23 protein-coding genes are annotated in these 21,047 nt (G+C 40.8%); 12 read left to right on the forward strand and 11 right to left on the reverse strand.

The window, feature by feature from the left end:
* Positions 1–23: 23 nt before the first annotated feature.
* Both ribF and murJ read right to left on the reverse strand, forming a co-directional pair.
* On the reverse strand, positions 24–950 hold the full coding sequence (gene ribF / locus Q0688_RS06030; protein ID WP_299074136.1) for a bifunctional riboflavin kinase/FAD synthetase: 927 nt from the start codon (positions 948–950) through the stop codon (positions 24–26).
* Positions 951–1,124: 174 nt separating this feature from the next.
* On the reverse strand, positions 1,125–2,687 hold the full coding sequence (gene murJ, locus Q0688_RS06035; protein ID WP_299074138.1) for a murein biosynthesis integral membrane protein MurJ: 1,563 nt from the start codon (positions 2,685–2,687) through the stop codon (positions 1,125–1,127).
* Between the two features lie 235 nt (positions 2,688–2,922).
* Here murJ and rpsT point away from each other — a divergent pair, with 235 nt between their 5' ends.
* Positions 2,923–3,186, forward strand: coding sequence for a 30S ribosomal protein S20 (rpsT, locus tag Q0688_RS06040; protein WP_299074140.1), 264 nt, complete (start codon positions 2,923–2,925; stop codon positions 3,184–3,186).
* 55 nt (positions 3,187–3,241) lie between these two features.
* Here the strand turns inward: rpsT and Q0688_RS06045 are convergent, their stop codons facing one another.
* From Q0688_RS06045 to Q0688_RS06055, 3 genes are read right to left on the reverse strand one after another with little or no spacing between them, the layout of a single operon-like run.
* Positions 3,242–3,688 (reverse strand): flavodoxin domain-containing protein, encoded by a 447-nt coding sequence (locus Q0688_RS06045; protein WP_299074142.1) that lies wholly within the window; start codon positions 3,686–3,688, stop codon positions 3,242–3,244.
* 39 nt (positions 3,689–3,727) lie between these two features.
* Entirely contained in the window at positions 3,728–4,474 is a 747-nt protein-coding gene (gene truC, locus Q0688_RS06050) for a tRNA pseudouridine(65) synthase TruC (RefSeq protein WP_299074145.1), read from the reverse strand.
* Position 4,475: 1 nt separating this feature from the next.
* Positions 4,476–4,799 carry a YqcC family protein gene (locus Q0688_RS06055; protein WP_299074147.1) on the reverse strand — a complete coding sequence of 108 codons (324 nt, stop codon included), beginning with the start codon at positions 4,797–4,799 and terminating at the stop codon, positions 4,476–4,478.
* A gap of 80 nt (positions 4,800–4,879) precedes the next feature.
* Here Q0688_RS06055 and Q0688_RS06060 point away from each other — a divergent pair, with 80 nt between their 5' ends.
* Together Q0688_RS06060 and Q0688_RS06065 are read left to right on the forward strand one after the other, a co-directional pair.
* Positions 4,880–5,905, forward strand: coding sequence for a DUF3549 family protein (locus Q0688_RS06060; protein WP_299074149.1), 1,026 nt, complete (start codon positions 4,880–4,882; stop codon positions 5,903–5,905).
* Positions 5,902–6,207, forward strand: coding sequence for a DUF3301 domain-containing protein (locus Q0688_RS06065; RefSeq protein WP_299074151.1), 306 nt, complete (start codon positions 5,902–5,904; stop codon positions 6,205–6,207). The genes Q0688_RS06060 and Q0688_RS06065 overlap by 4 nt, the downstream gene beginning before the upstream one ends.
* Before the next feature lie 669 nt (positions 6,208–6,876).
* Here Q0688_RS06065 and Q0688_RS06070 read toward each other — a convergent pair.
* Together Q0688_RS06070 and Q0688_RS06075 are read right to left on the reverse strand one after the other, a co-directional pair.
* Positions 6,877–7,518 (reverse strand): GNAT family N-acetyltransferase, encoded by a 642-nt coding sequence (locus Q0688_RS06070; protein ID WP_299074153.1) that lies wholly within the window; start codon positions 7,516–7,518, stop codon positions 6,877–6,879.
* Between the two features lie 114 nt (positions 7,519–7,632).
* A complete protein-coding gene (locus tag Q0688_RS06075; protein ID WP_299074155.1) occupies positions 7,633–8,001 on the reverse strand; it encodes a DUF3192 domain-containing protein in 369 nt (122 codons plus the stop codon).
* 216 nt (positions 8,002–8,217) lie between these two features.
* Here Q0688_RS06075 and Q0688_RS06080 point away from each other — a divergent pair, with 216 nt between their 5' ends.
* A complete protein-coding gene (locus tag Q0688_RS06080) occupies positions 8,218–8,514 on the forward strand; it encodes a hypothetical protein (RefSeq protein ID WP_299074157.1) in 297 nt (98 codons plus the stop codon).
* Here Q0688_RS06080 and syd read toward each other — a convergent pair.
* Positions 8,511–9,068 (reverse strand): SecY-interacting protein, encoded by a 558-nt coding sequence (gene syd, locus Q0688_RS06085; protein WP_299074159.1) that lies wholly within the window; start codon positions 9,066–9,068, stop codon positions 8,511–8,513. The two genes, Q0688_RS06080 and syd, sit on opposite strands and share 4 nt — an antisense overlap.
* A 136-nt stretch (positions 9,069–9,204) precedes the next feature.
* On the opposite strand from syd, the gene queF reads away from it, so the two are divergent.
* The 5 genes from queF (at position 9,205) to Q0688_RS06110 (ending at position 14,572) form a co-directional block, all read left to right on the forward strand.
* Positions 9,205–10,044 (forward strand): NADPH-dependent 7-cyano-7-deazaguanine reductase QueF, encoded by an 840-nt coding sequence (queF, locus tag Q0688_RS06090; RefSeq protein ID WP_299074161.1) that lies wholly within the window; start codon positions 9,205–9,207, stop codon positions 10,042–10,044.
* A 30-nt stretch (positions 10,045–10,074) separates the two neighbouring features.
* Entirely contained in the window at positions 10,075–11,436 is a 1,362-nt protein-coding gene (ppnN, locus tag Q0688_RS06095) for a nucleotide 5'-monophosphate nucleosidase PpnN (protein WP_299074164.1), read from the forward strand.
* A 98-nt stretch (positions 11,437–11,534) separates the two neighbouring features.
* Positions 11,535–11,909 carry a DUF3192 domain-containing protein gene (locus Q0688_RS06100; RefSeq protein WP_299074165.1) on the forward strand — a complete coding sequence of 125 codons (375 nt, stop codon included), beginning with the start codon at positions 11,535–11,537 and terminating at the stop codon, positions 11,907–11,909.
* Between the two features lie 38 nt (positions 11,910–11,947).
* Positions 11,948–13,693: an HDOD domain-containing protein gene (locus Q0688_RS06105; protein ID WP_299074167.1), complete on the forward strand. Its 1,746-nt coding sequence runs from the start codon at positions 11,948–11,950 to the stop codon at positions 13,691–13,693.
* Between the two features lie 576 nt (positions 13,694–14,269).
* Positions 14,270–14,572, forward strand: coding sequence for a helix-hairpin-helix domain-containing protein (locus Q0688_RS06110; RefSeq protein ID WP_299074168.1), 303 nt, complete (start codon positions 14,270–14,272; stop codon positions 14,570–14,572).
* Between the two features lie 51 nt (positions 14,573–14,623).
* On the opposite strand, the gene galU is transcribed toward Q0688_RS06110, so the two are convergent.
* Together galU and Q0688_RS06120 are read right to left on the reverse strand one after the other, a co-directional pair.
* Positions 14,624–15,517: a UTP--glucose-1-phosphate uridylyltransferase GalU gene (gene galU, locus Q0688_RS06115; protein ID WP_299074169.1), complete on the reverse strand. Its 894-nt coding sequence runs from the start codon at positions 15,515–15,517 to the stop codon at positions 14,624–14,626.
* A gap of 2 nt (positions 15,518–15,519) precedes the next feature.
* Entirely contained in the window at positions 15,520–16,860 is a 1,341-nt protein-coding gene (locus tag Q0688_RS06120; RefSeq protein ID WP_299074171.1) for a UDP-glucose/GDP-mannose dehydrogenase family protein, read from the reverse strand.
* A gap of 389 nt (positions 16,861–17,249) precedes the next feature.
* On the opposite strand from Q0688_RS06120, the gene Q0688_RS06125 reads away from it, so the two are divergent.
* The 3 genes from Q0688_RS06125 to galE all read left to right on the forward strand — a co-directional run bounded on the left by Q0688_RS06125 (position 17,250) and on the right by galE (position 20,155).
* On the forward strand, positions 17,250–18,752 hold the full coding sequence (locus Q0688_RS06125; protein WP_299074173.1) for a peptide MFS transporter: 1,503 nt from the start codon (positions 17,250–17,252) through the stop codon (positions 18,750–18,752).
* A gap of 81 nt (positions 18,753–18,833) precedes the next feature.
* Positions 18,834–19,139, forward strand: coding sequence for a DUF6170 family protein (locus Q0688_RS06130; RefSeq protein WP_299074175.1), 306 nt, complete (start codon positions 18,834–18,836; stop codon positions 19,137–19,139).
* A gap of 2 nt (positions 19,140–19,141) precedes the next feature.
* Positions 19,142–20,155, forward strand: coding sequence for a UDP-glucose 4-epimerase GalE (galE, locus tag Q0688_RS06135; RefSeq protein ID WP_299074177.1), 1,014 nt, complete (start codon positions 19,142–19,144; stop codon positions 20,153–20,155).
* A gap of 38 nt (positions 20,156–20,193) precedes the next feature.
* Here galE and Q0688_RS06140 read toward each other — a convergent pair whose 3' ends face one another.
* A complete protein-coding gene (locus Q0688_RS06140) occupies positions 20,194–21,036 on the reverse strand; it encodes a transposase (protein ID WP_299074179.1) in 843 nt (280 codons plus the stop codon).
* Between the last annotated feature and the right edge of the window lie 11 nt (positions 21,037–21,047).

Here is a 21,047-nt window from a genome sequence, read left to right on the forward strand (position 1 = left end):
GGTCAATGGTTACAGTAAAAAAATTAACAATTCGCTAGCAAAGCTTTTGCCGCTAACGCATCTTTTTGTATTTGTTGATGAAGTAATTCAAACGAGTCGAACTTCATTTCTTGTCTGATCTTGCTAACGAGGGCAACCGAAATAAATTGCCCATATAAATCGCCACTAAAATCAAAAATATGCACTTCTAATTGGGAACGCTGACCGTTCACCGTTGGGCGATGACCTATGTTTGCCACGCCAGAACATTGTTTATCTTTCACAGTTATCATCACTGCGAACACACCATTTACCGGCGCTTTACAGCGTTTCAGTAACAGGTTTGCCGTAGGAAAACCTATAGTTCGCCCTCTTTTATCACCGTGTAACACTTTGCCAGCAATAGTAAAAGGTCTTCCTAACATCTGTTGGGCCAGATTAAAGTCGTCTTGGTGCAATGCATCTCGCACTGCGGTTGAGCTAATTCGACAATTTTCGAGTCGAAAGCTTTGAGTGCTGACCACATCAAATTGACACTTCTTGCCTTCTGCCTCTAGCATGGCAAAATCACCTACTCGGCCTTTCCCAAAGCGGAAATCATCCCCTACAACTAAATATTGAATGCCTAACTGGGCAACTAATAAATTTTCGACAAAATCGGTGGCACTAAAAGCGGCAAAATGCTGGTCAAATTTCACGCACAATAAACGATCAATTCCTAAAGCTTTTAATTGGGTATATTTATCACGAAGTAAACTCAATCGGGCAGGCGCTTGTTCTGGCGTAAACAATTCTTCTGGTTGTGGTTCGAATACCATGACCGTTGAAGGCAGACCCATTTTTTTAGCTTTTTCAACCACTTGGCTGAGCACTGCTTGATGGCCTAAATGCACCCCGTCAAACTTGCCTATTGTTAATACACAACCGCGATGTTGTTCACGAATATTATGTAGGCCACGAATCAGTTCCACTGCACTCTCTTTATACACTCAAAGGTTTGCATTAACAGTCTAAAAAGACCAGCTAAAAATCAATCAAAGGCGCGGATTATAACCGACTACAGCTTGATTGAAAGCAGTAACCTCAAGGAAAGTGATTTTTTACACAGCCCCTAACCGCAATTACTTGATAATGAACGACTTAGTTTATGTGTTAGCAGGAGAAAATGTGCTTTTCCTCACCCCCAAAACCAACAAGCTTGCGGTAAATACCACAGCCCCAAGGATGACTAACTTGGCTAACTCTATGACTTTGTTTAATAAGGTTAATTCAACCCACACAGACACCATAGGATTAACCACAAAAATACTAAGCCCCATTAAACTACAGGCGATGGTTATTTTAAGAAGCAACAGTAAGGTTTGGGATGACACTGTATAGACTCCTCGTTTGTGTAGCTCTGTATAAAGTAACAAGGCATTCATCAATGCAGATAGGGAGGTTGCCATTGCCAAACCAACATAGGCAAAAGGCCAAACTAAAACGAGATTAAATAACATGTTGGCTGCCATACACCAAATTCCAAACTTCACTGGCGTTTTGGTATCTTGCTTTGAATAAAAACCTGGGGCTAACACTTTGACCAACATAAAACTTAGCAAACCAAAGGCATAGGCCATCAAACTATGGGAGGCGTAAGTCGCATCTAGAGGACTAAATTCACCACGTTGAAAAATAGTCAGTAACATGGGCTCTGCCAGCATAAATAAACCCGTTGCAGCGGGAATACCCAGCACACAAACCATTTTTATGGCCCAATCAATATTTGCGCTAAAAGCTTTGTCGTCTTTAGTCACATGGTTACGGGACAAAGTGGGTAAGATAACGGTTGCTATGGCGATCCCAAATAATCCTAATGGAAATTCCAATAATCGATCGGAATAATATAACCAAGAAATAGAGCCTGTTTCTAAAAAGCTCGCAATAACCGTATCTAACAGTAAGTTTAGTTGCCCTACAGAGACACCAAAAAGAGCAGGAATAATCAAAGTACGCACTTTAACAATATCAGGATCAGACCACCCCCATTTAGGTTTAACTAACAATCCCGCTTTGAATATAAAAGGTAATAAAAAAAGTAACTGCAATAGCCCACCTATAAATACTCCCCAAGCCAAAGCAAAAGCAGGCTCATCAAATTGAGGTGCTAAAAATAGTGCGCAGCTGATAATTGCCACATTAAGTAATACTGGCGTAAAGGCGGCCACAGCAAATTTATTCAGAGTATTAAGAATGGCACCGGCTAAACCAGCTAAAGACACAAAGAGTAAATAGGGAAAGGTTATTTTTAACATTAAAGATGCAAGCTCAAATTTTGCTCCCTCAGGGGTATCGTTCACATACTCAATAAACCAGCCCATACCAAAAAGAGCCGCAAGGATTGGCGAAGCAATAACACCCACAATAGTCACTAATGTCACTATCACCCCCAATGTACCACTGATTTTAGCGACAAATTGTTTCAGGTGTTGCTCATCAGTTTCGTGCTGAACATCTGCTAACACAGGAATAAATGCTTGTGCAAAGGCTCCTTCTGCGAAAAGACGTCTTAAAAAGTTAGGAATTTTGTTAGCAAATAAAAATACATCCGCATTCGCGCCCGCTCCCATTAAGTTTGCAATAACTGCATCTCTGGCTAAACCTAGAATACGGGATATAAATGTCATGGCACTGACAATCAAGCCTGATTTAAATAACTTAGCTGACACCCACTTCTTCCTAAGCAGCAAAAGCGTTATTATGCGCGAACAACAGAGGGTGAGTCTATAGAGAACCAATAGGGTTTAGGGGAGTTATTTTGGGCTACACAACCGCTTTGATCCATTAATGCAAAAAGAATCCATTATTTGCCTATAAAATCCACAAAACTGATTGACATAATCCTACTTGATCCGCATAATCCGCACCCTTGAATTTTGACTAGAATTTTTTGGGAGTTCCAACTTGGCTAACATCAAGTCTGCTAAGAAACGTGCTATACAAGCGGAGAAGCGTCGTCAACATAACGCTAGCCGTCGCTCTATGACACGTACATCTTTGAAAAAAGTACTTTCTGCTATCGCCTCTGGTGATAAAGAAGCTGCTCAAGCTGCATACACTGCAGCAACACCTTTACTTGACCGTATGGCAACTAAAGGTTTGATCCATAAAAACAAAGCTGCTCGTCATAAGAGCCGCCTTGCTGCACAAATCAAAGCCTTAGGCTAGATTTGTAAATATTTTAAAAAAGCGCCGATGGCGCTTTTTTTATACCTGAAATAGCCTATTGCAAGTCAGGAAGTAGTTTTTCAGCCCATTTTACCACTTCGTCTTCTGGCTCAAGGGTCTCACAAGCATCTATTTGCAAAAGTGTAGTAATTGGCTTACCTTGCAATTGTGTCAATAGCTCAAAGATTTGCCGCCCTGCACCACAATATGTTTCACCATAACTGCTATCCCCTAAACCGACTACCGCAAAAGGTCGCTGCCCCATATTGGGTGACTCATCCTTTAAGTCATCGATAAAAAACTCTAAATTAGGTGGAATATCACCCTGCCCAGTTGTCGAGCTAATAAATAGCAATGAAGAAACTTGACTAACATCATTCAAAGTAGGATCAGTGAACACCTCAGATTCTCGACCGTGCTCACTTAGCATAGCGCCTACTTCCTCTGCTACATGCTGTGCGTTACCGTATACCGACCCAACAAAAATCCCGATTTTGCTCATATTTACTATCCCAATTTGGTGCGGGCGTACCCTACACAACTACAATTCATTTAATTTGTTATATTGATGGTGACTGACTTGCCATTTTTCTAGTAACTCAGTCATATTTTTATCCAAATCAGAACGCAAAGTTAACGAGGCCCCTGACACTGGGTGGCTTAGCACCATGGACTTACAGGTCAATGCCAATTGACTGAAGCTAAACTGTTGACGTATAAAGGTATTATGCTTGCCATCGCCGTGTGTGGTATCACCGACAATAGGGTGATTAATGTGGGCTAAGTGACGTCTGAGTTGATGTTTTCGCCCCGTTTTAGGTGATAATTGCACCAGAGAATAACGCGCCGAAGGATAGCGACTCACAGCAAAGGGCAGTTCAAATTTTTCGAGCCTTTGAAAATGAGTAAGCGCGGGTTGTGCGGGTTTATCTTGCTTCGCCATTTTGTCGGCAATTTTGTCGAGTTTTTCCTTGAGGGCGTAGTCTATTTCCCCTACCTCTTTTATGTGTCCTCGCACCACAGCTAGATAGGTTTTCTCAATAGTCTGCAGGGCAAACTGCTCTCCTAATCTTTTGGCAATATCAGCTGATAAAGCAAACACCAACACTCCCGACGTTGGTCTGTCTAATCTATGCACAGGAAATACATGTTGGCCTATTTGGTCTCGCAGTAGCTGTAAGGCGAACTGGGTCTCATGTTTATCTAACAAGCTACGATGCACTAATAACCCAGACGGCTTATTAATGGCCACAAGGTATTCATCTTGATAAATAATAGAAAGCAGCATGTTATAAAACAGCAAAAGCTAAATCAATTTGCCTGATCACTTCCATAACGCCAAGCTGTTCCTCTTTGGATTGAAAGCTTTGCTCAGCCATAGGAAGCAGCTTAAGATTTTTAGGCAAATGGGGTTCAGTATTAATAAGCTCACGCATCTTAGGAATAAAAATAAACTGTAGCCATTGTTCAAATGAAAGAGTGTCAACCGCAAAAGGTAACAAACTTTGCAGCGCCTTTGAAGGTGGAACAACATTCGACCACAACTTGGCTTCTTGTAAACTTTGTTGCAGTTTTTTTAGCAGAATTTCGACTTCTTTATGACTACATGGCATGATCTACAGCAACAACCTTTGAAAATAACAATCAGATTTATTTTCTTACCGACTAACATTACAGAAGTGTCCAGAATAACATGAGTACAATCAATACTATCAGCGAATTTTTATTACAGGCTGGCACTGACTATCGCATTTTTGACATGGCTCGCGGCATTAGGCCAATTGAATCACAATTTTTTCTAGACATTGAAAGCGCCATTAAGCCAGCCCCCTACCCTAGGCAGCAACATGCTTGGTTTGGCATTTTATTTTTTAATAAACAACTGAGTCAAGAACACTATATTTGGTTTGTGAAATTACCATTGGATGAGCAAGGTTTAGTCATTGGTGCAGCCAGACAACAATTTTTACAGATAGTGATTGAAGCACTAGGCCAATCTTTAGAGAAAGACAATAACCCAAACAATCAATTACCCGAGAATCCCTTCACTTTTGTGCCAAATCAACAACAATTAGCTGATTTTAATAGTATCGGTAGAGTTAAATTAGCTATCCCCTTATCTGAGCACTTAGCGACTACGGTACAATACATAACTAAACCAGAGCAACATGATTGGCGCACTATACCTTTGCAAGGTATTGCTGACTTTACCGCGTCACTAGATCAAAACAGGTTAAAACAACTTTTTTTGAAGCAATTTTCAACTTTGGCACCTGACATGCAATATGCATTGTGCACGTCGTTTGAGAACCACCAAATAGATGAACAGGTCAGTCAGTTACTCATAGATTGGTATCAACAAGATCCACAAGATGAAAAAAGACTACACAGTGTGCTTAGGGGCTTAACTCAAAGCCAAATACAAGGGGCTGTCGAACACCTGGTTTCATCAGTACTTAATCACGCTCATGGCAACTCAAGTGCAACATTAATGCTTATTGCTGCAAGGCATTGGCAACATTTACAACACCCCTCCATCCTATCACTTTATATGGAGTTACTAGCCAACAGTGACCATGATTTATTTAGCGGTTTATACCCCGATTTAGTACAGATACCTGCATTAAGAGAAGATATGTTAAAGGTTTTACGTTGGCCTGAAAAAAGCCCAAAACTCACACAAGCGATAGGTCAATTATTCGGACAAAATGCAAAATGAATATTTACGATTTGATACTACTGCTCAGTATATTTCTACTGGCAGCGATGTTTTGGCGGTTTCGAGCGATTTCTGAGTCGGTCAGAACTCAACTAGATAGCTATTGTGAAAAACAACAGTTACAGTTTATTAGTGTGGCACGGGTGAAAACACGTATTGCCAGTTATCGAGGTAAACTTGACTTTCATAGTGACTTTGTTTTTGAGTTTTCTGGCAACGGAGAAGATAGTAGCCAGGGTCAAGTGAAGATGATTGGCCTAAAAGTTCACAGTATCGACACACCTGCGTATCGCGTTGAGTAATACCAATTATGGTATAATGCCAACAAGCAAATATGAAAAAGGCGTGACTTGAAAATTTTCAAGCCACGCCCTTAAAGAATTTTGAGGGTCCCTCTCTGCTATCCGTTGCAACATGTATTCAGCAACATCCGTATTAGCCCTTTCCCTCTGTTCTCATTTATCCCGATGAGCCACTCATCCCATTTGTTCAAATGGGGCACCGTACCAGTGTGTTCCTAATCCTTGAGTTAACATCCTATTTAACCACTCTTCCTAAGTTCCTGTCCTTTTCTCGTATCCTATACGAGTCACCGTCTCTGGTGTTCCTAATCCATTGGCTTTACCATCCATGTAAAGCACCCATCCTAGGTTCCAATCCATTTGCTGCAGCAGCCCTGTTGCATTAACTTCAATCCAGAAGCTGTCCAAGTTCATCCGTGAGGTCATCCTGACTCGTCGTGTTTCCTTGTGACGGGTATAAAGATAGGGGATCTAAAAAAGATTGCGAGCATAAAAAATAGCAAAACACCCCATTATTTTTTAATAATAATGGGGTGTAAATATTTATGTCTTATAAAACAGAGGGTTGAAATATCGAAGGGAAAAAAGCACTGAAAATTGACGACTTCACTTACACCTTTGTACGAAATTTCTTACACGGATATAGCGAAAAGATTACGTCTCAATTTATCAGGTTTCACGAGGTCTAAACATTAGATGTCCTTTAATGTTTCCAACCTCTAACTCTTCCACTAGGTTATAGCGCCCATCTTCAAAAAAAGACAAACATTTGGGTAAAGTGACATACATGCCAACACCTTGACTAATAGGATCTTCGAGCATAATTCCCTCGATCGCACTCATCAAAACATGGCCTAAGCCGTGATGTTGCAAATCGGGGTGAACACCTATTAACGATAGCATATGAAAATGCTCGGCAGGCACACGCTCACGAACAATGGTTTCTTTCTCAACCATTTGTTTAGTACCGAAATATCCCGCGGTAAGCAGCATTTTTAAGCGCCAATGCCAAAACCGACTCGGCCCTAATTCTGGGTCGGGGCTCATTAAACAAGCTACAGCAACCAATCGTTCATCATCGAACAAACCAATCATTGGTTGCCTAGCAGTCCAAAATGCATTGAGTTCTTCTCTAATTGCCGAGCGCAACCGAGATTCGTACCCCTCTTTATCGTATTGAAAAATATCAACAAACAAAGGGTCATCATGATAAGCAAGGTACAAAATAGATGCAGCTATTTTAAGATCATCTGCAGCTAAATAAACCGCCTTTATATTATCTGTGTCTGCCATTTGTTGTTGCAATTGCATTGTCCTAATCGTCTGGTATTTTTCAAACACTTTACCCTAAGGACGGCCCCTTGTTAACACTTTGTTGCAGCAAAGAAAGGATATTGTTAGAAAAACTGAAGCGTGATGCGCTCCTTATTGGCCGATAAGTTTATAGGCACTTTCCCCCCAACCTACTAGTAGACTATTTTTAAACACTAAGGGGGTGCATTCGTCTTTTGATGTCACACCATCTCCTTCAATACGTTGGGTTCGGTAATATAAAACCTGAAAGGTATCCTCTCCTTTTACATAAAGTTCATTAAAGTCAGCAACACCCATACGCCTTAATGTTTCATCATGGGTATTGTTTTGCTGTAACCGCGAAATATGTCTACGGTTTTTTTGTTCTCTGTCTTGCCAGTCAGACTGAGTACCATATTCATCAGAACCTCCAACAGAAACAACACAGCCACTTAACCCAAGTGATAACCCACAAACTGCCGCCACCATTACCTTTTTCATATAACGCTCCTAAATTATTATAATTTTTGTTCATTTACAGATACTGATTGGCATTAGCTTTCAAAGACTAAAAACAATCAGTTTGGCACTCGACATTCAATATTAAGGCCAAAACGCTAACCTTTTGTTTTATATAAATATATGGTGATTTCGAGCATTAGGAGATAAAATGAAGGTTGTGATTCAGATAACTATTTAGGATTTTTGACCAAGCTAATGAGTAATATCGACTACGTGATCAATTTATGCTTTGATATTTCAGAGCAAGGTAAAACCCCTACCGTTGCATTAATCAGAAATATCGCTCAACAACCCTTAACCATCCCTGATGTCATTAAAGGTTTGCAACATTGGAAGTCCAACCCCTCAAGCCGCCCAAAAATTCAAAATGAGCAACAGAGGTTTGAGATAGAGTCAGACGTTTCCTTACAGCAACGGGTGGTTCAATTGGAGAACCAAGTCGCCACCATCATGCAACAGTTGGCACAGCGAACAGATAAAAAAAGCAGTTAAAACTGTACTGTTGAAGGTTGTAATGACTGAATAAAAACAGCCAAATTCGGTGCCACTACTTCTTTGGGCACAAGGCCTACTTGCTCAAGCATCACTTCGCCACTGATATTATCTACCGTTAAAATAAAGTCATCTTCATCTGTTAATGCGAAAAATAGCGTGTCAGGTTGTTTTAACCTTCTTTTCATCAAGATGTGTCCAACCAAATTTTGTTGCAGTCGTTCAAAATCCTGTTGATTCCAAGGCTGCAACAATTGTAAATTACCATTACTTGTTTCAGCGTTTAAATTATCACTCCAATAGCTTGAAAAATAACTGACAACATCCTTATGAATAGTCATCTCAAGGGCATTTTCTAGATCATTGAAGTTAGCAGTCTGATGACGCTTAACTGGCTGCCAGCTAACCTTATCTCCTAGTTTCCCTGTGCTTGTATAACAATCTGAGGGCCATTCGTCGTCATACTCAAGGGTTAACATCGCAGGATGCTGCTGTGCGGTAGTTACATACTTATGTACAAATTCTTTTAATGCCAAAGTTACTGCTTCACTCATTATAATATTCTTTTAACCAAGGGGTTTGCCGGCTAATCTAACATCATTGTGAAAAAATGATATCCCAAGGTTTTGACTAATGAAGTCATAGCGTAGAATACTTTGCATAAACACATCAATTCAATAAAGAGTCAGTGTGAACCAAAAAATTGATAAACAAGCAACCCTTGCCAAACTGAGTTTAGGCAAAACAACTCAGTACCTAGAAACATACTCGCCAAACTTGCTACAAGCAGTGCCTAGAAGCATGAATAGAGTAGAACTGAATTTAACCACCGAGTTACCTTTTACAGGTATAGACCGATGGAATGGCTACGAGTTATCTTGGTTAACGCCTAAAGGTAAACCGCAAGTAGCCATGATGCGCTGTGAAGTGCCGGCATCTTCACCCAATCTAGTAGAATCAAAATCTTTTAAGTTGTATTTAAACAGCTTTAACCAAAGTCATTTTGATTCTCAAGCCGCAATCTCTGACGCCTTAACCAAAGATTTATCTCGATGCGCGGGCGCACAAGTCGACGTTAGGCTATTCAGTCCCAGCGAATTTTCTAGGATGCAGATATCTAGCTTAGAGGGCATGTCTATCGACGATTTAGATATTGAAGTGAGTAATTATCAATTAGATAGCAGCTACCTCACTACTAAGGGCAACCAAGTTACAGAAACCCTTAGCAGTAACTTACTAAAATCAAACTGCTTAATTACCAATCAACCCGACTGGGGCAGTGTGATTATTCGTTATCAAGGCCAACAGATAGACCACGAGGGCTTGCTACGTTATTTAGTCTCTTTTAGGCAACACAATGAGTTTCATGAACAATGTGTTGAACGCATATTTTGTGACATCATGGCTAACTGCCATCCAAATAAGTTAAGTGTTTATGCTCGATACACTAGGCGCGGTGGCCTTGACATCAACCCTTTTAGAAGTAACTTTGAAAAAATATATCCAGAGAGTAGACTGGCTAGGCAATAATTTAACCCCAATCAATAATTCCAGGTGAGTATGCACAAAATTCAACTTAATCCTGTTGGCGCCATGAGCCAGCTATCGCAACTAGAAGTTAATTTGCTAAGTGAGTCTACCGACAGTGATTTATATCAATTATTCAGAAACTGCTGTTTAGCCGTTTTATACAGTGGTGCTGAAATTGACGACAGTGAAAACATATTTGCCCCGCACCATGATTTTGCTATCAATTTGATAGGCCGAGAAAGAGGTGTAAAAGTTGAGTTGGTGAACCCTCCTGCACATGCTTTTGTTGACGGACAGCTTATAAAAGGTGTGCATGAACACATTTTTGCAGTACTTCGTGACTTATTGCATATGGGCGCTAAGTATTCGGCTCAGTCACTGCGCGTTGCGCCCGATGCTGATTACATTACCCATAGCGTATTTGATATGTTGCGGCATGCCCAAACCTTCAAAAATACCGCTGAACTCAATATGGTGGTGTGTTGGGGTGGACATTCAATCGGGGAAATAGAATATCAATATACTAAAGAAGTGGGTTATCAGTTAGGCCTACGAGAACTCAATATATGCACAGGATGTGGCCCTGGCGCGATGAAAGGCCCAATGAAGGGTGCCACTATTGGTCATGCCAAACAGCGATACAACAATGGTCGCTATTTAGGTTTAACCGAACCTGGGATCATTGCCGCCGAACCACCCAATGCCATAGTGAATGAATTGGTGATAATGCCCGACATTGAAAAACGCTTAGAAGCTTTCATTCGCTTGTCTCACGCTATAGTTATCTTCCCAGGTGGCGCAGGGACCGCAGAAGAACTGCTGTACTTAATTGGCATTATGTTAGATGAACAAAACAAAGAACAAGTATTGCCAATAGTGCTTACCGGACCTGAGCACAGTAAAGCTTATTTTGAGTCAATCGACCAATTTATTGGTGAAACCTTAGGCTCTGAAGCCCAGTCGTTATACGAAATAGTCGTAGGTGATGCGGCAAAAGTTGCAAAAATAATTAAGCAAAAGCAAAGCGTTGTAAGAGAGTATCGTAAACAAACTGGCGATGCTTTTGACTTTAATTGGTCATTAAAAATTGCACCAGAATTTCAAAGAACCTTTATCCCAAACCACCAAAACATGGCAGCACTTAAACTGCATCTTGAGCAACCCAAAACTGAACTTGCCGCTGCATTAAGACAAGCATTCTCGGGGATAGTAGCGGGAAATGTAAAGTCGGAGGGAGTTGCTTTAATTAAAGAGCAAGGACCTTTCCAATTGAAAGGAGAGCCCAAGTTAATGAAAATGATGGACGCGTTACTGGAGTCTTTTGTTGAACAACAAAGAATGAAACTACCCGGTAGCAGGTACGTTCCATGTTATCGGATAACTCAAGATTAAAGTGATAAGTTCGAACACCGAAAATTTGCGTTCAAAATGATGCCAATAGTTCATCATTTTTTATATGATTTAACTGGATAAACACTAGAAAGAGACACATGAATAAACAAGTAGTTAAAAGAATTGGAATAGGTGCAGCTTTATACGCTGTTTTTGTTGCTGCAGTTATTATGTTTTATCCAGACTCAGCTCAAGATATGGGCTGGGAAGACCGAGAAGCCTATAACAAAGTGAAAATATCTACGCTGGAGTTGGGTCTACATAAAAAGCAAATTTTAGAATTATTGGGTAGCCCTGATATTTCTGAAGCTAAGCGCAACAATGATATTGAATTACAAGTGATGTTTTATCGCACCCAACACAAACAAGCCGATGGCATCACTACAGAAGATGAATGTACAGCGTTACTTTTTAAAAATAACGAGCTCATTGCTTGGGGGGATACAGCCTATCAATCATTTATTGATGGTTAAGTAACTAAGTCAAACCAACTTAAATAAACAAGGGCTTTATGTCTGACGAAATAGTTAAGCAACACTATCTTGCTCTGGCAAAGTTACTCAAAACTTATCGCATTAGGCCTATAGATAAAAGCCTATTAAGGCTCACCCATAACTTTTGCAAAAGCTTATACCAAGCAGCGAAAACCCACCCCGACTTAATTTTTGCTCAACCGCAGTTACACAAACCGCAGTTGTCTTGGGCTACTAACCTGGCATTCAATGCAACTGTGTTCACCTGTTCATTAGCAGTTAGAAACAAGTTTGATCCCGCGGTAACCCTTCAATTAATGTGTGGCTCTTTAAGTATCTACGCATTAGAGCAAGAAACTCTAGAAAAGTACTATCAAACCACAGCCAAGGATGGTGAATTAACATCTGCGATGGTTGGGCAAAGCAATGCTAAATTCAAGCAATTACTAAGGTCCGCTCAACAAACCATTTGGCTAGCCAATTATCGACTTTGCCCTCAGTTACATATAGCGCAATACGCACCATCTCGTTTAACGTCCCCAGTTACTGCATTGTCTTATGTGGCAAACAAATTAGCATTGTTAACCATTACAAACAAACGTCAGCCAACGATGAGCTTTGCACAGGCGATAAAATATCTAAGCTTACAATGCAGTGCTAAGTGGTACTACTTACTTACCCCGCTGCTAAAATATCCAACTTTATCTCCCCCCGGAAGTTATATCCGATTACGCGATGACACTGTACATATGGTGCTATCAGTAAGCTCGACAGGACTAGTGTCTACCCTATTACCAAACAAACAATCTGGTACGTCGATGGCGACGAGTATAAACATTCAATTTACCGCATTTGAGCAAGTAAAAAAGAGTTATCCAGGCCAGCCATTACATAGCTTTTCTCGACTGAATCAATGGTGGGCCAATAATTTGGTAAATTGGTTCACTAACCATTCTGAACAGTTACAAATTAGTGCTTTTGAACCTATCAAACCCATACAATCTGCTCCTGCATCATTATTGGTTATTCAAGACCAACTAAATCAACCTGCTGCCGAAGTTACTGTCATTGTTAAAGCCATAGAAAAAGAGCCTGCCTATGCTCAGCAATTACAAGTGTCAGCGACAATAATGAACAGAAAAAAGCAGCCCATACAAAGCATTCAGCATGGGTTAGCTATGCTTGGGTTTGAGCGAACCAATAGTCTTCTATTGCAATATTCGTTGTTGTCACAACTAAATCAAAGCTATTTTCCGCTGCAACATAAGCTCTTACAATTTAGTCAGTTTTTTACTTTGATAGTGAGTGAACTAGCCTCTAAAACCAAAGAGGTCAGCCCAGAATTAGCCAGCACAACCGCCTACTTTGTGGTATCAAGGCTTTTTACTTTACCTAGCATACGCATGTTAAGTCATTGGGAAGCATCAACATTGCCAGCATTCCATGTCGCCGGTATTGTTAAAACACAACAAAACAAAAACCTCAAAAGCGACGCTGTATTGCTAGCCAAGGCTTGGCTCCAGAGTCCACTCGTAATTGAGGTATTGCAACAATACGATCAAATCGTTCCAAAACAACTTGAAAAAAAATCAACTCGCCAGTTTTGCAATCTGATAGGACTCAGTTTAATCCTTGCCCAAGAGTACTACTTTTCTGCCCCCCCATTTTGTAACACAACAACGGCTTACTTTGACGCCGCACTCAAGGAATTAGATCTAAAGCAAGACGAGGTGAAAAGGATGATGATAAATATAGTCACAAGCAACAATCTGTTTTGCCTATAACCCACTAACGTCCGTTTCGAATACCACACCACATCGTTCCCGAATACCACACATCTTTGTTCCCGAGTGCTACACCCCTGTCGTTTCCGAATGCTACCCCCCTGTCGTTTCCGAATGCTTTTATCAGAAACCCAGCGACTTTTATAAGTAAATACCCCCAGAAATCAAAAAAGTCGTTAGGTCCCCGCATGCGCGAGGACGACCATGTAGGCCTCATTAGGCTTTTATAAACAAAAAAGCAAAACACAAGACCTGACCCCATAAGTGTAAACAAAAAAGCAAAACACAAGACCTGACCCCACAAGTGCTTTTATCGGAAACCCAGCGACTTTTATAAGTAAATCCCCCCAGACAACAAAGTCGCTGGGTCCCCGCATGCGCGAGGACGGCTTGCTTGGGTTAACACTAAGTTTATAAATAGATGTGACAAGTGGTAGCCACCTATGGCAATCAAATAATCATGCTCCTTAATAGTTTCAAATTATAGATTGATTTTCTTTACGAATTACTGGGCCTCTACTATGTTTATTTTGATGTATTTACATCTACATGGAATTAACAAGAAGGGATTTACCTATGAAAAAACTTATCTTTGTTTTATTACTTACCAGTGCATTTTTCACAACCTCCGCCAGTATTGCTGCTTCCGAAACCGTAAAATCTAAGATCAGCCAAAAGCACATGTCTAAGATAAACTTAAACAATGCTTCAGTAGATCAATTAGTAACATTACCTGGAATAGGTAAGAAAAAAGCGGCTGCGATCGTTAGCTATCGCGAAAAAAACGGGAAGTTTAAGTCCGTTGACGATTTACTAAAAGTAAAAGGTGTCGGTAAAAAAATGCTTGCTAAGTTCAAGAGTCAATTAGTAGTAAAATAGATATTAATTATATACTTAGGCCGCTTATGCAGATCATAAGCGGCCTGTTTTTTAAAGTTTTAAGTTAGCCAAAAAAGACCTAAATTCATCGCCTAATTCAGGGTGGCGCAGTGCATACTCTACACTTGCAGTCATATACCCCAACTTACTCCCACAATCATGGCTTAGGCCCTTCATGTAGTAAGCATCCACTTGTTCGGTTTTCATCAAAGTCGAAATCGCATCTGTTAATTGCACTTCGTCCCCGGCACCTGGTGGTGTAAACTCAAGTAAATCCCAAATTTTTCCAGACAGCACATAACGCCCCACTACCGCTAAATCAGAAGGAGCATCTTCTACATCAGGTTTTTCTACCACTCCATGAATTTTACCTGATTCGCCCTGCTGCAACCTTGCCCCTTCGAGATCAACCACACCGTATTTGCTCACTTCTTGTTGTGGAACTTGCTCAACCATAATCTGGCTAACGCGACTAGTGTTAAACTTAGCGACCATATCCGCTAAATTGTCTTTTTTAAGGTTGCTGGTATATTCGTCAATAATGACATCAGGCAACACCACAGCAAATGGCGCATCGCCTACCATAGGACGAGCACAAAGCACCGCATGACCCAAGCCCTTGGCTACGCCTTGGCGTACATGCATAATTGTGACGTCTTTTGGACAAATGCTTTGGACCGCTTCCAGTAGCTGTCGTTTTACGCGTTTTTCTAAGGTAGCTTCAAGCTCAAAGCTAGTATCGAAATGGTTTTCGATACTATTTTTACTGGCATGAGTCACCAAAATAATTTCTTTTATACCTGCGGCTACACATTCAGCCACTACATATTGAATCAGCGGTTTGTCCACCACAGGTAACATCTCTTTAGGAATTGCCTTAGTGGCGGGCAGCATTCTGGTTCCTAATCCCGCTACAGGTATCACGGCTTTTTTCACTTGACTCATACTTAGTGTTCCCTAACCGATAATCCGCGCCCAATGGCGTAGTAAAACAAGCCGTATTCCAACATCAATTGCGGCTCAAATAAATTGCGGCCATCAAAAATTAAAGGTGAAGAGAGTTTACTTTTAATCAATTCAAAATCTGGGGCTCTAAAGGCTTGCCACTCAGTACATATAACTAAAAAATCAGCCCCGTCTAAGGCCGACTCTTTAGTGCCTACCAAAAACAAATCTTCACGACTACCATAAATACACTGGGTCTCATCCATAGCCTGTGGATCATAGGCCTTTACCTTAGCCCCTGCCGCCCAAAGCCTCTCCATTAATACTCGACTTGATGCTTCACGCATATCATCGGTGTTGGGTTTAAAGGACAGCCCCCACAATGCCACCGTTTTGCCTTGAAGATTTCCTGAAAAATGCTGTGAAATATACTCAAATAATTTTTCTTTCTGATCGTAATTCACCTCTTCCACTGCGTTCAAAACGCGAGCGGTATACCCTGCTGCCGACGCACTGCGAGCGAGCGCTTGCACATCTTTAGGGAAACACGAACCACCATAACCACAGCCAGGATAGATAAATTGATAGCCAATTCGAGGGTCTGAACCTATACCACGGCGCACATTTTCAATATCCGCCCCAAAAACCTCAGCAAGGTTAGACATTTCATTCATAAAGCTAATTTTGGTGGCTAACATACAATTAGCCGCATATTTAGTGAGCTCGGCACTACGAATGTCCATCACTATGATTTTGTCGTGATTACGGTTAAAAGGTGAATATAACTCGCGAAGTTTCTTCTCTGCTGTTGCGCTCGCAGTCCCTAAAATAATCCTATCTGGGCGCATACAATCGTTTACTGCCGCCCCTTCTTTTAAAAATTCCGGGTTAGAAACCACGTCGTAACTTATTGTTTTTCCATATTCTTCCAAAGTATCAGCTATCTTAGCTTTGACTTTATCAGCGGTACCCACAGGTACAGTAGATTTATTAACCACAATTTTGGGAGACACCATATGCGTAGCTATGGTCTCGGCTACAGCCAACACATATTTAAGATCGGCAGAACCATCTTCATCAGGTGGTGTTCCAACAGCAATAAAAATGACATCACCGTGCTCAACGCCACGGGCAGCATCGGTGCTAAAGTCTACTCTGGCCGCTTCGTAATTAGAGGTAACCAAAGGAGTTAAACCCGGCTCAAAAATAGGAATTTGGCCGTTTTTAAGGCCGTCAATTTTACTCTGGTCTATATCGATACATAACACATCATGGCCAACCTCTGCCATTACAGCAGCTTGTACTAACCCCACATAGCCAATCCCAAATACCGTTACTTTCATTTAAACAACATTCCTTAACCTATCTTTTAATCTCTAATACCTTAATTTGTTACAAGATATAGGAAATGAGAGTAAAAACAAAATCTAAACGCAACAATAGCCTGACACCTATAACTTAGGTTATTGTCCATAAAAATAAAAACTCACTGCAAACAAAGTAAATGGATTATCTGCTACTGATGCGCAGTTTTCTTGAGTTGTTGCTGCGACTCTAGTATAAACAATGCGTCCAAATGACAGATGTAGTTAGTTATTTCTTCAACACCGTTTTAAATATCATTCTTAGACAGTGCTGAAAATTCATAATCGCACATGAAATATGCCCTTAAAAGAGTGTACTTTGCGCTTTAAATAACTAGCCGTATATTATAAAAATAAAAGGCAGATACATGACAACTGAACCTATTCAAACAACAACAAAAGACTTTTTAGGCCATCCAGGAGGGCTTTTAACACTATTTACCACTGAGATGTGGGAGCGCATGAGCTACTACGGCATGCGCGCTATGTTGGTGCTCTTTATGACTGCATCCATTCAAGAAGGCGGATTAGCGATAACAGTGGCTTCGGCCACGGCTATTTATGGTTTATATACGGGCTCGGTTTATTTAATGGGCTTGCCTGGTGGCTGGATGGCTGACCGATTAATTGGCGGACAAAAAGCGGTATGGTACGGCGGTATCATCATTATGTGTGGGCACATAGTGCTAGCCATTCCAGATGACACCACCTTTTTTATCGGGTTAATTTTGGTGGTGTTAGGCACAGGTCTACTTAAACCAAATATTGGCGCTATGGTTGGCCAGTTATATTCTCGTGAAGACAAAAGACGAGATAGTGGTTACACCTTGTATTATCTAGGTATCAACTTAGGATCTTTAATTGGTTATACAGTTTGTGGATATTTACGCTTAAACGTTGGATGGCACTGGGCATTTGGCGCGGCTGCAGTTGGCATGGGTATTGGTTTAATTACCTACAAAATGACTTTAGGTAAATTAGAAGGTGCTGGCGCAGAGCCGACCGTTAGATTGTCGCCTAAAGCCGCAAAAATCAGTTGGTCGGTGATTGGATTATTTTTATTAGCGATAGTGACTGTAGCCTATATGTTAATGAACAATATGATGGCATTTAACGCCGTTGTTGTTGCCGAGAAATTTGCGATTATTGCCACTGTTATTTTCTTAGCTTATTTTGCGGCAGTATTTTTTATGGGAAATAATTCACCCGATGAAAAACGCCAGCTAGGTGCATTATTTTTAGTCTGTATTGCGTCAATATTTTTCTGGACAGGATTTGAACAGGCCGGTTCGTCTTTAAATTTATTTGGGCAGAATTATACAGACAGGATCATAGGTACGTTTGAAATCCCGCCTGAATGGCTGCAATCAGCTAACTCTACTTTTATCATTATTTTGTCGCCTTTCTTCGCTGCTATGTGGATTAACTTAGCTAAAAAAATGATTACCCCTTCTTATGGGTTAAAATGTGCCATTGGTCTAATCATCATGGCATTGGGCTTTTTAGTCATGTTCTTTGCTGCTCAAGTGGCGGCATCTGGATTAAAAGTCGCCCCTTATTGGCTTATTGCCACTTACTTTTTACATACAGTAGGTGAGCTGTGCTTAAGCCCTGTGGCCTTGTCTGCGGTTAGTAAATTATCGCCAAAACGTTTTGCGGGGCAAATGATGGGTGTGTTTGTACTCACTTACTCAATTGGTAACGTGGTGGCGGGATTATTGGCAGGTAACTTTGATCCTAATAAAGTTGAAGATATGCCTAATCTTTATTTGCAAATCAGCTTATTTACTATTGCAATTGGTATAGTTATTTTCCTATTAACCTTTAAAACTAAGAAGTGGGAGAAACTAGCAGAGCAACCAAGCAGCTAGTTTTAGTAAACCTTAAAGAAAGTGCCCAACTGAGTTTTTGACTGAGTTGGGCTTTTATCATTATAGGCAGATCATCTTGATATGAAGTTGTACTTTTCGACCAAACAGATCCCACAACTACAGCATTTATCCTTAACCGAAAGACTCGCCGCTATACATATTGCTCAAGGCAAATTAATTGGCCCAGAAAAATTATTATTGAATGTACTAAAAATGTTGCTGGTGATCCCCGTATTTATTCTTATTATTCAAGTAGCAACAAATTGGATGGCAATAGTTTGGGCGTTATTAATTACTTTGCTTTATCCTGTGCTAATCAAACCAGTACAATACGGGTTATGTGCTAAATATATACCTCAACCCAATCCTCATCCTGAAGGAGAATAATTATGCAAACCATTTTAGTCACAGGCGGGGCTGGATACATAGGTAGCCATACGGTTTTACAACTTTTAGAAGCGGGTAATCAGGTCATAGTGCTAGATAACTTGTGTAATTCTTCTCAGGAATCTTTAGATAGGGTTGAAGAACTCACCGGCAAAAAGACTATTTTTGTACAAGGTGATATTCGCGACCATACCATTTTAGAGTTACTTTTTTCGAAGCATAAAATAAATGCCGTTATTCACTTTGCCGGATTAAAAGCGGTAGGCGAGTCGGTAGAAAAACCCCTTAACTATTACAATAACAACGTATACGGTACCTTAACCTTATGCGAAGCGATGAAAAAATTTGGTGTGAAAAATTTGGTGTTTAGCTCATCGGCCACCGTTTATGGCGATCCTGTTGAACTGCCTTTGCGTGAGGATATGCCAACCGGCCAACCCACCAACCCTTATGGTATGTCAAAATTGATGGTGGAGTTGGTACTTAGTGACTTATACCAATCAGACAATGACTGGAACATTGCGCTGCTCAGATATTTTAACCCTGCGGGCGCACATCCGTCGGGTCGTATAGGTGAAGATCCTAACGGCATTCCTAATAACCTAATGCCCTTTATTACCCAAGTAGCTACTGGCAAACGCGAGCAATTATCGATTTTTGGCAATGATTATGATACTGCAGATGGTACAGGCGTAAGAGATTACATTCACGTTGAAGATTTAGCCGCAGGCCACTTAAAAGCCCTAGATAAACTCTTTACTTCCCCAGGAATAGTTACCTACAACCTAGGCACAGGCCAGGGATACAGCGTGCTAGATATGGTTAAAGAATTTGAAAAGCAAAGCGGCAAAGCCATACCCTACCAATTTGTTCCTCGCAGAGGTGGCGATGTGGCAGCTTGTTATGCCGACCCCAAAACTGCCAGCCAAGAACTAGATTGGACAGCCACCAGAGGCCTACCCGAAATGTGCAGAGACGCCTGGAACTGGCAATCCAACAACCCAGAAGGGTATTAGCTTCAATCCAAAATTTGCGAGCTAAAGCATGGATGGGGTCAGGTCTTGCCTTTTGCCACAATACGGCTCACTCTTGAGTAATGCAGTCCAAAATGCGTGCCTATTTCTTTCAAAGTATAACCACCCGATTTGTATGCCATCATTATTGCTTCATCACGGGATACGTCAAATTGAGCTTGATATTGCTGCAAAGTTAACGGAGTACTCCGGCGCTGTTTCAAGGGTATTTCTTTTAAATCACCTATTCGCGCACTTTGTAGTGGTTGATACTTCTCGATAAAAGCATCATCACCTAAAAATACTTGATGCTGCAGTTTATTCCAAATAGTTGCCTTGCCACCTTTTGCAACAAAATGAGTGTATTGATTAATTGCTTGTTTTCTGTCTTCAGAAAATAATTTCAATAAAAAATCTGTCGCTAACCAAGGAGGCGACGCTTGACTTCCAATAGTGCAATGCCAGCTACTCCATTGCCACTCATGTGGAAAATTAACCAAGTTTGCGCGAACAGGATTAAGTACAATATATCGACACAACTCAAGTAGGAAAGCGTTTTTATCAACCAATATCGCCTTGTAACGCCCTTGAAACAAGTGACCTACTCGCTGGTGTTTTCGATTCATCGATTGGGTAAACACACCATTGAGTTGCCGCATGCCTTTACATAAATTGGCATCTGGCGTTTCAACTAATAAGTGGTAGTGATTAGTCATCAAACAATATGCATGAATAATCCAATTAAATTGTTCACACGCATCATTTAATATCTTCAAAAACAACTTGAAATCAGTGTCTTGAAAGTAAATTTTCTTTTTATCGTTACCTCGAGATGTAACGTGATAAAGCGCGCCAGCAAACTCCAAGCGTAACGGGCGACTCATATTGCTCTCCG

The organism is uncultured Paraglaciecola sp. (genome assembly GCF_937123705.1).
Classification (GTDB): Bacteria; Pseudomonadota; Gammaproteobacteria; order Enterobacterales; family Alteromonadaceae; genus Paraglaciecola.

What these genes read in the sequence shown, in the direction of transcription:
- Q0688_RS06125 (WP_299074173.1), top strand. Translation starts at nt 17,250, where the DNA reads ATGACAACTGAACCTATTCAAACAACAACAAAAGACTTTTTAGGCCAT.
- Q0688_RS06100 (WP_299074165.1), top strand. Translation starts at nt 11,535, where the DNA reads ATGAATAAACAAGTAGTTAAAAGAATTGGAATAGGTGCAGCTTTATAC.
- galU (WP_299074169.1), bottom strand. Translation starts at nt 15,517, where the DNA reads ATGAGTCAAGTGAAAAAAGCCGTGATACCTGTAGCGGGATTAGGAACC.
- Q0688_RS06120 (WP_299074171.1), bottom strand. Translation starts at nt 16,860, where the DNA reads ATGAAAGTAACGGTATTTGGGATTGGCTATGTGGGGTTAGTACAAGCT.
- truC (WP_299074145.1), bottom strand. Translation starts at nt 4,474, where the DNA reads ATGCTGCTTTCTATTATTTATCAAGATGAATACCTTGTGGCCATTAAT.
- Q0688_RS06110 (WP_299074168.1), top strand. Translation starts at nt 14,270, where the DNA reads ATGAAAAAACTTATCTTTGTTTTATTACTTACCAGTGCATTTTTCACA.
- Q0688_RS06055 (WP_299074147.1), bottom strand. Translation starts at nt 4,799, where the DNA reads ATGCCATGTAGTCATAAAGAAGTCGAAATTCTGCTAAAAAAACTGCAA.
- Q0688_RS06105 (WP_299074167.1), top strand. Translation starts at nt 11,948, where the DNA reads ATGTCTGACGAAATAGTTAAGCAACACTATCTTGCTCTGGCAAAGTTA.
- Q0688_RS06130 (WP_299074175.1), top strand. Translation starts at nt 18,834, where the DNA reads ATGAAGTTGTACTTTTCGACCAAACAGATCCCACAACTACAGCATTTA.
- galE (WP_299074177.1), top strand. Translation starts at nt 19,142, where the DNA reads ATGCAAACCATTTTAGTCACAGGCGGGGCTGGATACATAGGTAGCCAT.
- Q0688_RS06140 (WP_299074179.1), bottom strand. Translation starts at nt 21,036, where the DNA reads ATGAGTCGCCCGTTACGCTTGGAGTTTGCTGGCGCGCTTTATCACGTT.
- Q0688_RS06060 (WP_299074149.1), top strand. Translation starts at nt 4,880, where the DNA reads ATGAGTACAATCAATACTATCAGCGAATTTTTATTACAGGCTGGCACT.
- syd (WP_299074159.1), bottom strand. Translation starts at nt 9,068, where the DNA reads ATGAGTGAAGCAGTAACTTTGGCATTAAAAGAATTTGTACATAAGTAT.
- ppnN (WP_299074164.1), top strand. Translation starts at nt 10,075, where the DNA reads ATGCACAAAATTCAACTTAATCCTGTTGGCGCCATGAGCCAGCTATCG.
- Q0688_RS06065 (WP_299074151.1), top strand. Translation starts at nt 5,902, where the DNA reads ATGAATATTTACGATTTGATACTACTGCTCAGTATATTTCTACTGGCA.
- Q0688_RS06045 (WP_299074142.1), bottom strand. Translation starts at nt 3,688, where the DNA reads ATGAGCAAAATCGGGATTTTTGTTGGGTCGGTATACGGTAACGCACAG.
- Q0688_RS06075 (WP_299074155.1), bottom strand. Translation starts at nt 8,001, where the DNA reads ATGAAAAAGGTAATGGTGGCGGCAGTTTGTGGGTTATCACTTGGGTTA.
- Q0688_RS06080 (WP_299074157.1), top strand. Translation starts at nt 8,218, where the DNA reads ATGAGTAATATCGACTACGTGATCAATTTATGCTTTGATATTTCAGAG.
- Q0688_RS06070 (WP_299074153.1), bottom strand. Translation starts at nt 7,518, where the DNA reads ATGCAATTGCAACAACAAATGGCAGACACAGATAATATAAAGGCGGTT.